Origin of the sequence: Xanthobacter sp. 91 (assembly GCF_000702385.1) — a bacterium.
GTDB lineage: Bacteria > Pseudomonadota > Alphaproteobacteria > Rhizobiales > Xanthobacteraceae > Xanthobacter > Xanthobacter aminoxidans.
Map to the genome: position 1 here is coordinate 2,950,035 of NZ_JNIB01000001.1, position 12,432 is coordinate 2,962,466.

The 12,432-nt window shown below is 68.3% G+C and carries 13 protein-coding genes; 9 read left to right on the forward strand and 4 right to left on the reverse strand.

Annotated elements, in window-relative coordinates:
* Position 1 precedes the first annotated feature (1 nt).
* Positions 2–1,324, reverse strand: a complete 1,323-nt coding sequence (locus tag A37E_RS0113960) for an aminotransferase class V-fold PLP-dependent enzyme (protein WP_029557157.1) — start codon at positions 1,322–1,324, stop codon at positions 2–4.
* A gap of 32 nt (positions 1,325–1,356) precedes the next feature.
* Between A37E_RS0113960 and A37E_RS0113965 the strand changes: the two genes are divergently transcribed.
* The 5 genes from A37E_RS0113965 (at position 1,357) to A37E_RS0113985 (ending at position 5,807) form a co-directional block, all read left to right on the forward strand.
* Positions 1,357–2,817 (forward strand): sugar porter family MFS transporter, encoded by a 1,461-nt coding sequence (locus A37E_RS0113965; protein ID WP_081837591.1) that lies wholly within the window; start codon positions 1,357–1,359, stop codon positions 2,815–2,817.
* A gap of 65 nt (positions 2,818–2,882) precedes the next feature.
* The gene (gene gltS, locus A37E_RS0113970) at positions 2,883–4,091 is read left to right on the forward strand and encodes a sodium/glutamate symporter (RefSeq protein ID WP_029557159.1); all 1,209 of its coding nucleotides are present in this window, start codon (positions 2,883–2,885) and stop codon (positions 4,089–4,091) included.
* Positions 4,092–4,198: 107 nt separating this feature from the next.
* Entirely contained in the window at positions 4,199–4,489 is a 291-nt protein-coding gene (locus tag A37E_RS0113975) for a GIY-YIG nuclease family protein (RefSeq protein ID WP_029557160.1), read from the forward strand.
* A gap of 398 nt (positions 4,490–4,887) precedes the next feature.
* Positions 4,888–5,370, forward strand: a complete 483-nt coding sequence (fldA, locus tag A37E_RS0113980) for a flavodoxin FldA (protein ID WP_029557161.1) — start codon at positions 4,888–4,890, stop codon at positions 5,368–5,370.
* Positions 5,349–5,807 carry a DUF2023 family protein gene (locus tag A37E_RS0113985; protein ID WP_197022976.1) on the forward strand — a complete coding sequence of 153 codons (459 nt, stop codon included), beginning with the start codon at positions 5,349–5,351 and terminating at the stop codon, positions 5,805–5,807. The genes fldA and A37E_RS0113985 overlap by 22 nt, the downstream gene beginning before the upstream one ends.
* Positions 5,808–5,972: 165 nt before the next feature.
* Here the strand turns inward: A37E_RS0113985 and A37E_RS0113990 are convergent, their stop codons facing one another.
* Positions 5,973–6,332 carry a hypothetical protein gene (locus A37E_RS0113990; protein WP_024277543.1) on the reverse strand — a complete coding sequence of 120 codons (360 nt, stop codon included), beginning with the start codon at positions 6,330–6,332 and terminating at the stop codon, positions 5,973–5,975.
* A gap of 291 nt (positions 6,333–6,623) precedes the next feature.
* On the opposite strand from A37E_RS0113990, the gene A37E_RS0113995 reads away from it, so the two are divergent.
* From A37E_RS0113995 to A37E_RS0114005, 3 genes are all read left to right on the forward strand, one after another.
* Complete coding sequence (locus tag A37E_RS0113995; RefSeq protein WP_038193115.1) at positions 6,624–7,373, forward strand: transaldolase family protein; 750 nt, start codon at positions 6,624–6,626, stop codon at positions 7,371–7,373.
* Positions 7,374–7,703: 330 nt separating this feature from the next.
* Positions 7,704–8,741 (forward strand): Ppx/GppA phosphatase family protein, encoded by a 1,038-nt coding sequence (locus A37E_RS0114000; protein ID WP_348550880.1) that lies wholly within the window; start codon positions 7,704–7,706, stop codon positions 8,739–8,741.
* Positions 8,738–9,466: an RlmE family RNA methyltransferase gene (locus tag A37E_RS0114005; protein ID WP_029557165.1), complete on the forward strand. Its 729-nt coding sequence runs from the start codon at positions 8,738–8,740 to the stop codon at positions 9,464–9,466. Before A37E_RS0114000 ends, A37E_RS0114005 begins: the two co-directional genes overlap by 4 nt.
* On the opposite strand, the gene A37E_RS0114010 is transcribed toward A37E_RS0114005, so the two are convergent.
* Positions 9,463–10,902 carry an MFS transporter gene (locus A37E_RS0114010; protein WP_029557166.1) on the reverse strand — a complete coding sequence of 480 codons (1,440 nt, stop codon included), beginning with the start codon at positions 10,900–10,902 and terminating at the stop codon, positions 9,463–9,465. The genes A37E_RS0114005 and A37E_RS0114010 overlap by 4 nt on opposite strands.
* 172 nt (positions 10,903–11,074) lie before the next feature.
* Here A37E_RS0114010 and A37E_RS0114015 point away from each other — a divergent pair, with 172 nt between their 5' ends.
* A complete protein-coding gene (locus tag A37E_RS0114015; RefSeq protein ID WP_029557167.1) occupies positions 11,075–11,329 on the forward strand; it encodes a hypothetical protein in 255 nt (84 codons plus the stop codon).
* Between the two features lie 35 nt (positions 11,330–11,364).
* Here A37E_RS0114015 and A37E_RS0114020 read toward each other — a convergent pair whose 3' ends face one another.
* The gene (locus A37E_RS0114020) at positions 11,365–12,378 is read right to left on the reverse strand and encodes an NAD(P)H-quinone oxidoreductase (RefSeq protein WP_029557168.1); all 1,014 of its coding nucleotides are present in this window, start codon (positions 12,376–12,378) and stop codon (positions 11,365–11,367) included.
* Positions 12,379–12,432: the final 54 nt, after the last annotated feature.

The window sequence follows — 12,432 nt, forward strand, 5'->3', positions numbered from 1 at the left end:
GTCAGGCCAGCACCACCCGCGCCACCTTGCGGACGGCGGCGATGATGTCGTCCTCGTCCTTGGTGGTCAGGGTCGAAGCGATGGTGAGCAGCGCGCCGCGGGCGTGCAGGTTGTCGCAATGGGGCAGGGCGCCAGCGGCGTAGCTGTAGCTCTCGCCGAAGGCGTTGGACGGATGGGTCCAGGGGAAGCCGTCGCGGCTGTCCGAGCGCTTGTGCACGAGGCTCGGGATGTTGGAATACCAGTGCATCCCCCACTCGCGCATGGCGAGGCAGGCGAGCGAGCCGGCCGGACCGGCGATGCCTTCCGCGCGCAGGGCGTCGACGAAGCGGCGGGCGGTGGCCTCGTCCTTCAGCGTCATCAGCAGGAACGGGCCGGTGTCGCCGGAGGGATCGGGCACGGTGCGGAAGCCGAGGCCGGGGATGTCGGAGATCGCATTGCGGATACGCCACTTGGACGCGCGCATGGCCCCGGTGATCTGCGGCAGCTTGCGCATCTGGGCGAGGCACATGGCGCCTGTCAGCTCGGACATGCGGGCGCCGACGCCCCAGAGCTGGCAGCTCTCGTCCGAGGTGTCGAGCCGGCCCTTCTCGTTGCGGGGATAGCCGAGATCGTGCAGCGCGACGATGCGGCGGAACAGGTCGTCCCGCTCCGTCACCACCATGCCGCCGTCGCCGGAGGTCATGTTCTTGTTGAGCTGGAATGAGAAGATGCCGATATCGCCGAAGGTGCCCACGGCCTTGCCGTTCTGGCTGGAGCCGGCGGTCTGGGCGCAGTCCTCGATCAAAGCGATGCCCCGCTCGCGGCAGATGCGGGCGACGTCGGCGACGCGGCCGGGCGCGCCGCTCATGTGCACCATCAGCGCGGCGCGGGTGTTGGGGCCGATCTTGCGCGCCACGTCCGCCGGATCGAGGGTGAAGCAGTCGTCCACGTCCACGAGCTTCGGGATGGCGCCGGCGCGCACCACGGCGGCCACGCAGCTCACCCAGAGATAGCCGGGCACCAGCACCTCGTCGCCGGGGCCGATGTCGAGGGCCGACATGGCGATGGTCAGCGCGGCGGTGCCGGAGGAGACGCCCAGCGCGTGCTTGTGGCCGAAGGCGGCGCACCATTCCTTCTCCAGCGTGTCCACCATGTGCTGGAGGTCGGGGCCGTAGAAGCGGAAGGGGCTGCGGGCACGCACCACGCGCGAGACCAGCTCCAGCTCTTCCTCGCCGATCCAGTGGGCGCCGGGCAGCTCCCACGGCAGGGGCGCGGTGCGGACCGGTTCGCCGCCCTCGATGGCCAAGCGGTTGGCGTGTTCGTGTGTCGCCGCGGAAACGGTCACGGGGTACCCTCCCTGACGGCAGCTCCGGCGAGATGCCGGGCCTATCGCCGCTCGATTTTTTGTACTTATGCTCTACTGTAGGTCGCGCTTACAAGTCCCGCAGGCCTCTCCATCTCGCGCACGTTATCAGTGCGCTACCCCCATACCCGTCGGATCACATGGCAACCTTGTTCCTCACGGCGGGCCTCGTGCTCCTCAACGGCATGCTGTTCGGCTTCAGCACGGCCTCCATCGCCGGCGTGGTCGGGACCATTTCCGAGGCGTTCGCCCTTTCCACCCGCGCCACCGAGATGATGGTGACGTCGCTGCTGGCGGGCTGCTTCGTCGGCGCGGTGCTCGCCGCCCCCATCTCCCAGCGCATCGGCCGGCGCCCCTCCTGCCTGCTCGCCGCGACCCTGGCCTTCGCCGGCTACGCGCTGGTGCCGCTGGGACAGGCGATGGCGCCGGGGGTGGGGATGCTGGTGGCGGCGCGCGTCCTCATCGGCCTCGGCGTCGGCCTCTCCTCCATGGTGGTCCCCATGTATGCGGCGGAGGTGACGCCGGCGCGCCATCGCGGCGCGGTGGTGTCCCTGTTCCAGCTGGCCGTCACCATCGGCATCCTGCTCGGCTATGCAGTGCCCCTCGCGCTCACCGGCCGCGCCTCGTGGGATCAGATGCTGGGCGGCGGCGTGCTCATCGCGGCGGCCTGCGCGGGCGCCGTGCTGCTGCTGCCGGAAAGCCCGCGCTGGCTCCTCTCCCGCGGGCGGATGGCGGAGGGCGAGGCGGCCGCGCGGCGGCTGGGCCTTGCCGGCGAGATATCCATGGGCGAGGGCGAGAGCGCGCCGGCCGGCAACTGGCGCGCCGTGCTGGGCCGGGGCAGCACCAGAGCGGTGCTCATCCTGTGCAGCGTGCTGTTCGTGCTGCAGAACTTCTCCGGCATCGACGGCATCCTCTATTACGCCCCGCACATCTTCACCGAGCTCGGCTTCCCGGCCGGCGTCGCCGCGCTCGCCGCCACCTTTGGCCTCGGCCTCGTCAACGTGTTGGCGACCATGGGGGCCATGATGCTGGTGGATCGTCTCGGCCGCCGCCCGCTGCTGATCGCCGGCTCGGCGGCCATGGCGGTGAGCCTCGCCGTGGTGATCGGCGCCGCTCTGGCGGACTGGCCCTATGTGGCACTCGCGGGTCTCTGCGCCTACATCGTCGCCTTCGCCCTGAGCCTCGGGCCGCTGCCCTATGTGCTCATGTCCGAGCTGTTCCCCTCGGCCATCCGCGAGCGGGGCATCGCCGCCGCCTCGGCGACGAGCTGGCTGTTCAACGCCATCGTGGCGGCGAGCTTCCTCTCGGTGGTGGAGGGTATCGGCCTTGCCGCCACCATCGGCATCTTCCTCGTGGTGTGCGTCGCCTCGCTCTTCATCTCCCTCGCCTATGTGCCGGAAACCCGACAGAAGGAACTGGAGGACATCGAGACCGACGTGCTCGCCGGCAAGGCCCTGCGCCGGCTCGGCGCCTGACCGTTTGAGCCTCGCCCGGAATGGGCTAGAGGAGGGGCGGAGCAAGGCCGCGCAGGGGGAGCCAGATGCCAGCGACGTACGAGGTTTCGGGGCTGCTGAGCTTCACCATCGCCATCCTCGTCTATTTCCTCGGCGCCGGCCTCAACGAGATCATCGCCCCGCTCAAGCGCTGGAACATCCCGGAGGCCGTCACCGGCGGCATCCTCGCGGCGCTCGCCACGCTTTTCGCCTACAAGGTGGTGGGCCTCGCGGTGAGCTTCGACCTCGACGCCCGCGACCTGCTGCTGCTGTATTTCTTCACCGGCATCGGCCTCAATGCCCGCGTCTCCGACCTTTCCACCGGCGGCAAGCCGCTGGTGATCCTGCTGCTGCTGACGGTCACCTATCTGGTGCTCCAGAACGTGGTCGCCGTCGGCGGGGCGGCGGTGCTCGGCCTGCCTTATGGTGTGGGGCCGCTTCTGGGTTCGGTGTCGCTGGTGGGCGGCCATGGCACCACCATCGCCTGGGCGCCGCTGATCTCGCAAAGGTTCGACCTGCCCAACGCGCTGGAAATCGGCATCGCCAGCGCCACCCTCGGCCTCGTCATCGCCAGCCTCGTGGGTGGCCCGGTGGCGGGCCTGCTCATCGCCCGCTTCAACCTGCGCGGCACCGGCGACGACGCCCCCATGGTGGGCCTGCCTGATACCCCGGCCGAGCCCGAGGGCGGTTCGGTGAACTACAAGAACATCCTCGTCACCATCCTCGCGCTCAACCTCGTCATCATCATCGGCTATGCGCTGGAAGGCGTGGTGGAGAAGACCGGCCTCAAGCTGCCCATGTTCGTGGTGTGCATGCTGGTGGCCATCGTCATCACCAACATCCTGCCCAAGCTCGCGCCCCGCCTGCCGTGGCCGGCCCGCACCCCGGCGCTGGCGCTGGTCTCCGACCTGTCGCTGAAGATCTTCCTCGCCATGTCGCTGATGAGCATGCAGCTGTGGACGCTGGGCGGCCTCGGCCCGGCGCTGGCGACCGTGCTCGGATTGCAGACGCTGGTGGCGGTGGCCTACATCCTGTTCGTGGTGTTTCCAGCCATGGGCCGGGACTATCAGGCGGCGGTGCTGGCGGCGGGCTTCACCGGCATCAGCCTCGGCGCCACCCCCACCGCCATCGCCAACATGACCGCCGTGACCCGCACCCACGGCCCGGCGCCCATCGCCTTCATCATCCTGCCGCTGGTCTCGGCCTTCTTCATCGACATCGCCAATGCGCTGGCGATCGGCTTCATGCTGAGGTGAGGGGGCGGCCCCATCGCCGACGGGACGGTGCGCCGCAGGTGCCCCCGGCCAAAAGGGGGACAGGACCTACCGTTGCGAGCGGCAAGTGTTCGTTCGACTATTCGCGCATGAGCGGCGGCTGGGTCTACATCCTCACGAACAGGCCGAATGGCACGCTGTATGTCGGCGTGACAAACGATCTGGTGCGACGGACCTTCGAGCATCGTGAGGGTGACGGCGAGGGCTTCACAAAGCGTCACGGCCTCACGCGCCTCGTCTACTTTGAGCGATACGACGACATCGCGCTCGCGATCCAGCGCGAGAAGACGATGAAGCACTGGTCACGGGCCTGGAAAGTTGGCCTCATTCTTGAGACGAACCCGGAATGGCGCGATCTCTACGACGAGATCGCGACCTGATCTGCTGCGACTCCTGCCGCGTCATGCCCGGGCTTGTCCCGGGCATCCACGTCGGGCCGCCGGGACGGTGTCCCCGAGCTGTTCCCAGCCACACCACGTGGATGGCCGGGACAAGCCCGGCCATGACGGCGGTGTGGGGCCGGAGGGGGGGGCGTCACTCTTCGACGTCGTCGCCCCGCTCGTCATGCCCGGTCGGCCTGGGACGACGATAGTCAAAGTCCACCATCGAGACATTCCAATGTCTCCGGCCCCCATTGTCTTCATCAAAATCTTGATGCCATGATGTTCATGCGATGCATTTGCATCGTCGATGACTGTTTTAGAGGTGGCCGGAGCCTCGCATCATTCGCGAAGTCTGCGGCGCGTTATTTTGAATCATTCCATAAAGAGACGAGGACATGATCGTTAACGTGATCTTCGGCTCCGACGGCGGAGCCACCAAGGGCGTTGCGTCCCGGATTTCCAAGAAGTGCCAGGGCCGTGCGGTGGACATCAAGACGGCGAGCCCGGCCGATTTCGAGAATTGCGAACTGCTCATCCTCGGCTCGCCCACCTATGGCGACGGCACGCTCCAGACCGACTGGGAGGAGCATATCGACAAGCTCCGCGGCGCCCGGCTGAAGGGAAAGAAGGTGGCCCTGTTCGGCACCGGCGATCAGGAGAGCTATCCCGGCTCCTTCGTGGACGCCATGGGCATCCTCTATGACGAGGTGACGGCGCTGGAGGCGGTGGTGGTCGGCTTCACCGACACCAAGGGCTACGACTATCTCAATTCCACCGCCGAGCGCGACGGCAGGTTCGTCGGCCTCGCCCTCGACCAGGACACCCAGTCCGGTCTCACCGACAAGCGAGTGACCGCATGGCTCAGCACCATTCTTTAGAGGCCGCCTGCGATCCGCCGCACGAGGCGGAGGCCGGCTGGCCGCCCGCGCCGGTGCGCCTTGCGGTGCCGGAGGAGGCAGGCGCCATGCAGCGCCTGTTTCACCATCATCTCTACGAGCTGGGGCGGGGCGTGCGGCCGCTGTTCCTGATGACGCTGGCGACACGAGAGCTGCCGCCGCTTCTGGCGCGGCTGGAGCGGGCGGGCATCGACCATTTCGTGCAGCAGGTGAGCCCGGCCAAGGCCAATCTCTTCTTCGGCCGCGACGCCTTCGTGGCGGTGGCGCGGGCGTTCGTCACCCGGCCGCTCAACGCCCTGACGGCGGAAGAGGACTTCATGCTGGGGACCCTGCTCGGCTACGACCGCGAGCAGCAATGCCGCCGCTACCTCACCCGCTCCGGTCGCGGGATGGACCGGCCGGCGCTGGCGGCGGAATAAGTCTCTCTTCCTGTGTCATCGCCCGGCTGGTCCGGGCGATCCACGGTATGGCTGGTTCCCGTCTTCGGCCATCGCACAAGCGGAGCGATGGATCGCCCGGACAAGCCACGGGACATGACGGCTAAAGGCGATCGCGTTCCGGCCGGCGAAGGCCGCGCGCTCCCCTCAGACCGCGCCCTCGGCATGGCGGGTCGCGAGCGGCAGGGACGCGGTGGCGAGGAAGGAGCGGTAGCGCCGCCGGGCATCCATGGCGGTGCCGTTGTCGGAGATGGCCGCTTCCTGCAACTCCGCCAGCGCCCAGGGGGTCGGCTCCACAGGCACGGCGACGATGGCCGGCGCGGCGCGGGTGGTGATCTCGATCACGTCGTGGGGGGTGAGGGCCTGGAGGGCATGGGCGGCAAGCTGGCGCTGGTAGGCCCGCCGCTCGGGCGACAGCTCTTCCCACGGCTCCAGCAGCGGATAACGCTGCTGCGAATAGGCGTGCATCGCCCGCGCCATCCGCTCCACCATGTCCGTCGAGACCATGCCCGCCCCTCGATGCCCTGACCCTTTGTGTGTGACGGTATCAAGGTGCGCAACCCGGGCGCGTCCCCGTCCTTCCGTCACCGCGAGGATGACCCGGCGGTTCTTTCACGGAGGTTGCCGCCGGTCTGGCTGACACCGCGCATTCGACTCATGGTGAACACCCCCTTAACGTCACCGATACCCCTCCCGGCAACCTCGGGTGACACCCGGTTCGAATTGTGATTCCGGGCGGTGTCCAATTCGCCGCAAACGGCCTATAGGATGGCCGAAATCGTCAAGGGAGCCGAAGAGATGTCCGTGAAGCTGAGCGACCTGAAGGTGAAGCTGTTCACCGACGGCGCCGACAAGGCGCAGATCGTGGAAATGGCGAAGCAGCCCCACATCGCCGGCTTCACCACCAACCCCTCTCTGCTCCGCAAGGCCGGCGTAACCGATTATGAATCCTACGCCCGTGACCTCGTGGCGGCGGTGCCGGACCGGCATATCTCGTTCGAGGTCTTCTCCGACGACATCCCCGAAATCCGCGCCCAGGCCCGCGTCATCGCTACCTGGGGCGAGCATGTGCATGTGAAGCTCCCGGTCTCCACGACCCGCGGCGAAACCTTGTACGAGCTGGTGCGGGACCTCGTTCAGGACGGCGTGAAGGTGAACCTCACCGCCATCTTCGACGTGCCCCAGGTGGACGAGGGCGTGAAGGCCCTGGCCGGCGGCGCCCCTTCCATCATCTCGGTTTTCGCCGGCCGGCTGGCCGACCTCGGCATCGACTACAAGCCGGCGATTTCCCGCGCCGTCGAGCTGTCCCGGGCCACCCCGAACGTCGAGGTCATCTGGGCCTCCACCCGCGAGGTGTGGAACGTGATCGAGGCGGACGAGATGGGCTGCCACATCATCACCGCCCCCGCCGACGTGCTGAAGAAGCTGCCGGCGCTGGGATCGCGCACCGCTGCCGAGCTGTCCCTGGACGCCGTGAAGGCCTTCCGCGCCGACGCCCTCGCCGCCGGCCTGACCCTCGATCTCAAGGGCCGCGCCGCCGCCGAGTGAGTTTCACCCCCGCCTGATTACGAACAGGGCACGCCGCGGCATTGCGCAGCAGCGTCGCGCTGTTACACTGGCCGCAAGGCGCAGCCGGCCGCGGACCTTCGCGGCTGGCCTGAGCGCACGGGACCGCCTTGCGGCGAGGGACAGGACATGAGGGACGAGACGCACGGGCCCGCCGGGGGTCCGGAGCAGTCTTGCCGTAGCGGAAACGTTGCCGAGGCAACGGATTCTCCGTTGCGTGCGGGGACGGGTGATGGTCCCAAGGACCATCCTCCTGCCGCCCGCCCTTGCGCCACTTCCGTTCCGTCTCAGGATCGGCGGACCGAATCGCGGGTGCCGAGCCCGCACGGCATTTATGCCGCCATAGACCTCGGCACGAACAATTGCCGCCTCCTGATCGCCCGCCCGACGGCCCGCAGCTTCCGCGTGGTGGATGCCTTTTCGCGCATCGTCCGCCTCGGTGAAGGGCTTGGCGCCTCCGGCCGGCTGTGCGACGGCGCCATGGAGCGGGCGCTGGGCGCGCTTGAAATCTGCGCCACCAAGATGGATCTGCGCGGCGTTACCCGTGCCCGAATGGTCGCGACCGAAGCCTGCCGGTCCGCCGTCAACGGCGAAGATTTCTGCTCCCAGGTGGAAGCGCGCACCGGGCTGACGCTGGAGGTGGTGGACCGCCGCACCGAGGCGGGGCTCGCTGCCACCGGCTGTGCGCCGCTGGTGGACCCCTCCTGCGAGGGGGCTGTGCTGTTCGACATCGGCGGCGGGTCCACGGAAGTGGTCTGGCTCGGCCGCCGCTCGGCCGGCGATGACGGGCCGCCCCGCGCGCGCATTCGCTCCTGGGTGTCGCTGCCGGTGGGCGTCGTCTCCCTGTCGGAGCGCCATGGCGGCGTGAAAGTGTCGCCGGACGTATTCCACACCATGGTGGACGAGGTGTGCGCCATGCTCGATGGCGTGCGACAGAGCTGGGGCGTGCGCGCTCCCGCCCGGCTGCATCTTCTCGGCACCTCGGGCACGGTGACGACGGTCGCCGGCATCCATCTCGGCCTCGATCGCTATGATCGGGCGCGTGTGGACGGGGCTTGGCTCGGCGCCAGCCACATCGAGCAGGTGGTGGAGCGGCTGATGACCATGAGCTTCGAGGAGCGGGTCGCCAATCCCTGCATCGGCGCCCAGCGCGCGGATCTCGTGCTCGCCGGCTGCGCCATCATGGAGGCGGTGCGCCGTATTTTTCCCGCCGACCGGCTCCGGGTGGCCGATCGCGGGCTGAGGGAGGGGATGCTGGTGCAGATGATGCGGGCGGACGGCGTGTGGCGGAATGGCCGCTCGGCTGACGGATTCCACGCGAACGCGCCGAACGGAAGCCGCCCAGCGTGACCACCCCACCCCGCGGGCCGGACGGCCGGCCGTTGAAGGTGCGCGTCAAGACCTCGCGCGGCCGCACCACGTCCCAGCAGAAATGGCTTCAGCGCCAGCTGAACGACCCTTATGTGGCCCGCGCCAAGCGCGAGGGCTGGCGTTCGCGCGCCGCGTTCAAGCTGATCGAGATAGACGAGAAGGTGAAGCTTCTGAAGCGGGGCATGCGGATTGTCGATCTCGGCGCGGCGCCCGGCGGCTGGAGCCAGGTGGCGGCGCAGAAGATCGGCCTGGAGCAGGGGCAGGGCAAGATCGTCGCCATAGACTTGCTGGAAATGGACGCCATTCCCGGCGTCGCCTTCGCCCAGATGGACTTCCTCGCCCCCGACGCCCCGCAGCGGCTGATGGAGATGCTCGGCGGGCAGGCGGACTTCGTGATGTCCGACATGGCGGCCAACGCCACGGGCCACAAGAAAACCGACCATTTGCGGATCGTCGGACTCGTGGAACTGGCGGCGGACTTCGCCCGTCAGGTGCTCGCGCCCGGCGGTGGCTTCCTCGCCAAGGTGATCCAGGGCGGAACCGAGGGCACGCTGCTCGCCAACCTCAAGCGGGATTTCGCGCTGGTGCGCCACATCAAGCCCGCTGCCAGCCGCGCCGATTCGGCAGAACTGTATGTCCTCGCCACCGGCTTCCGGGGAAAAGCCGATGCCGGGGCGGAAGAATGCGACGAGGCGGAGGGTTAGTCTGGCGGCACTTCGCTGCGCGGGTCGTCCAGGTCCGGCTTGCGAGCGGTGAGTGAGGCGCCCGCATCCTTCGGCAGGGGGATGAAGTAGAAGATGCTGAGCGCGCTTACCGCCGCCACCACGAGGAAGGCGGCGGAGAAGTCGCCCTGCGTCACCGCCACCTCGCCACGGGACGCCCGCATGGTTTCCAGCACAAGGCCCGCTACGGCGACGCCGAAGGAGAGCGACACCTGCTGCGCCACGCTGGCGAACGAGGTGGCCCGGCTCATCTCATCCGGCTCGACATCGGCATAGCTCAGCGCGTTCAGCGCGGTGAACTGCAGCGAGCGCAGGAAGCCTCCCACCAGCAGGAGCGACGCGATGAGCCAGTGCGGCGTCAGCGGCGTGAAGGCGGCATTGATCGCGATGAAGCCGCTGCACAGGAACACGTTGGCGAGGAGAACCCGCTTGTAGCCGATCCGCCGCAGCAGTTTGGCGGCGGTGAACTTCATGGCCATCGCCCCGGCCGAGGCGGTGAAGGTGAGCAGGCCCGAGGCAAAGGGCGAAAGGCCGAATGAGAGCTGCAGCATTAGCGGCAGCAGGAAGGGCATGGCACCGATGCCCACGCGGAACAGGGAGCCGCCCACCACGCCGGCGCGGAAGGTGCCGTGGCGCAGCAGCTTCAAATCCAGCACGGCGTGTGGTGTGACCCGCGCATGGCGGACATAGAGAAACAGGAAGAACGCCCCCGTGGTGCCGATGGTGAGCGCCGCCCACTGCGGCACCAGCACCTCCTGCCCCAGCACGGCGAAGCCGAAGACGAGGCCGGCGAGACCGACGCCCGACAGGATCAGGCCCTTGAGGTCGAGCGGCGGTACGTCCTCCTCGCGCACGTTCTCGATGAAGCGGGTGGCGAGGAACACGCCCAGCACGCCGATCGGCACATTGATGAAGAAGATGAGGCGCCAGTCGAAATAGGTGGTGATGAAGCCGCCCAGCGGTGGGCCGAACACCGGGCCCAGCAGGGCCGGAATGGTGAGCCAGGCCAGCGAGGAGACCAGTTCGGACTTGGGCACCGAGCGCAGGATGACGAGCCGCCCCACCGGCACCATCATAGCTCCGCCCATGCCCTGGATGATCCGGTAGAGCACGAAGTCCGCCAGCGACGACGAGAGCCCGCACAGGATCGAGCCGATGGTGAAGATGACGATCGCGGAGCGGAAGACCGTGCGCGCGCCGTAGCGGTCGGCGGCCCAGCCGCTGGCCGGGATGAAGACGGCCAGTGAGAGCAGGTATGAGGTCAGCGCCAGCTTCAGCGCCACCGGGTCCTCGCCGAGGTCGGCGGCGATGGCGGGCAGGGAGGTGGCGATGACGGTCGAGTCCACCTGCTCCATGAAGAGCGCGCAGGCGACGATGAGCGGGATCAGGATCTGAGGCGGGAGCGCCTTGAGCTGCATCGGCTTACCCTTGGGCCGGCCCGTTCGGGCTGCGGCGTTTCCCCTTCCCCGCAATAGGCGGAGGAGACGCCCGGATCAACCAGCGTTCGGCGCATGGTCTCGCCCCGATCCTTGCAGCACGGGCAGGGCACACCATATGGACATCGGGCCTCAAGGAGGGCCCGGGAAGGCCATGATCTACATTCTCGCCGCTCTGCTGCCGCCCGTCGGTTTGCTGGTGAACGGGCAGCCCATCTCGGCCATCATCAATCTGGTGATGATCGTGCCCTGCATCCTGCTCGGGCTGATTTTCCCGTTGATGTTCCTCGTCCCCTCGGCCCATGCGGTGATTGCGGTGCACATGAAGCGCACCGATCGCCGCCAGCGGGAGGTTCTGGAGGCCATCCAGCGCTCGGGCGGCGTACCGCCGCGCGCCTGGCGCCCCTGAAGGCAGAGGCGGGGACGCCCCCGCCTCCTCTGGGACTATTCCACCACCAGAACGATCTTGCCCACGTGCGCGCTCGCATCCATGCGGGCGTGCGCTCCGGCAGCGTCCGTGAGGGGGAATGTCTCGTCCATCACCGGACGGTATTTTCCGGCGGCGATCAAGGGCAGCACATGCTCGACGATGGCTGCGGCGATGGCCGCTTTCTCGGCGACCGGGCGCGAGCGCAGGGTGGAGCCGGTGTGGGTGAGGCGCTTCAGCATGAGGCGCATGAAGTCCACCTCGGCCTTCGCACCCTGCTGGAAGGCGATCTGCACGATGCGGCCGTCCTGCGCTGCTGCTTCGTAATTCTTCTGGATGTAGGGACCGCCGATCATGTCGAGGATGACGTTCGCGCCCTTGCCGGCGGTGAAGCTTTTCACCTCGGCGACGAAATCCTGCGTCCGGTAGTTCACCGCGAGGTCCGCGCCAAGCTTCACGCAGGCGGCGCACTTTTCGTTCGATCCGGCGGTGACGACCACGCGGGCGCCGAGCGCCTTGGCCAGCTGGATCGCTGTGGTGCCAATGCCGCTCGCTCCGCCGTGCACCAGCAGCGTCTCTCCGGCTTTCAGCCCACCACGGTCGAACACGTTGCTCCAGACGGTGAAGACAGTCTCAGGCATGGCCGCTGCCTCGGCCATGGAGAGGCCTTCGGGAACCGGCAGGGTGGTGGCCTCATGGGCGGGGCAATATTCCGCATAGCCGCCGCCGGTGACGAGGGCGCACACCTTGTCGCCGATCTTGTAGGTGCTCGCACCCTCGCCCAGCGCCACCACGGTGCCTGCGATCTCCAGTCCCGGAATGTCGGAGGCGCCGGGCGGCGGCGGGTAGAGACCCTTGCGCTGCATCACGTCCGGCCGATTGATGCCTGCAGCCGCAACCTTCACCAGCACCTCGCCCGGCGCGGGCTTCGGCACCGGCCTGGGGCCGGGCACCAGCACCTCGGGGCCGCCGGGGGCGCTGACGGTGATGGCGGTCATGGTCTCGGGCAGGGGGACAGCGGCGCTGGACATGGAAAGCTCCGGTGGGGCACCCGGCACGAAGCTCTTCCCAGCCCGGCCACGGCG

Excerpts from the sequence above, each read along its gene's own strand:
- A37E_RS0114020 (WP_029557168.1), bottom strand. The coding sequence starts at position 12,378 with ATGTCCAGCGCCGCTGTCCCCCTGCCCGAGACCATGACCGCCATCACC.
- A37E_RS0113995 (WP_038193115.1), top strand. The coding sequence starts at position 6,624 with ATGTCCGTGAAGCTGAGCGACCTGAAGGTGAAGCTGTTCACCGACGGC.
- fldA (WP_029557161.1), top strand. The coding sequence starts at position 4,888 with ATGATCGTTAACGTGATCTTCGGCTCCGACGGCGGAGCCACCAAGGGC.
- A37E_RS0113985 (WP_197022976.1), top strand. The coding sequence starts at position 5,349 with ATGGCTCAGCACCATTCTTTAGAGGCCGCCTGCGATCCGCCGCACGAG.
- A37E_RS0113965 (WP_081837591.1), top strand. The coding sequence starts at position 1,357 with ATGCCGGGCCTATCGCCGCTCGATTTTTTGTACTTATGCTCTACTGTA.
- A37E_RS0114010 (WP_029557166.1), bottom strand. The coding sequence starts at position 10,902 with ATGCAGCTCAAGGCGCTCCCGCCTCAGATCCTGATCCCGCTCATCGTC.
- A37E_RS0113975 (WP_029557160.1), top strand. The coding sequence starts at position 4,199 with ATGAGCGGCGGCTGGGTCTACATCCTCACGAACAGGCCGAATGGCACG.
- A37E_RS0113990 (WP_024277543.1), bottom strand. The coding sequence starts at position 6,332 with ATGGTCTCGACGGACATGGTGGAGCGGATGGCGCGGGCGATGCACGCC.
- gltS (WP_029557159.1), top strand. The coding sequence starts at position 2,883 with ATGCCAGCGACGTACGAGGTTTCGGGGCTGCTGAGCTTCACCATCGCC.
- A37E_RS0114015 (WP_029557167.1), top strand. The coding sequence starts at position 11,075 with ATGATCTACATTCTCGCCGCTCTGCTGCCGCCCGTCGGTTTGCTGGTG.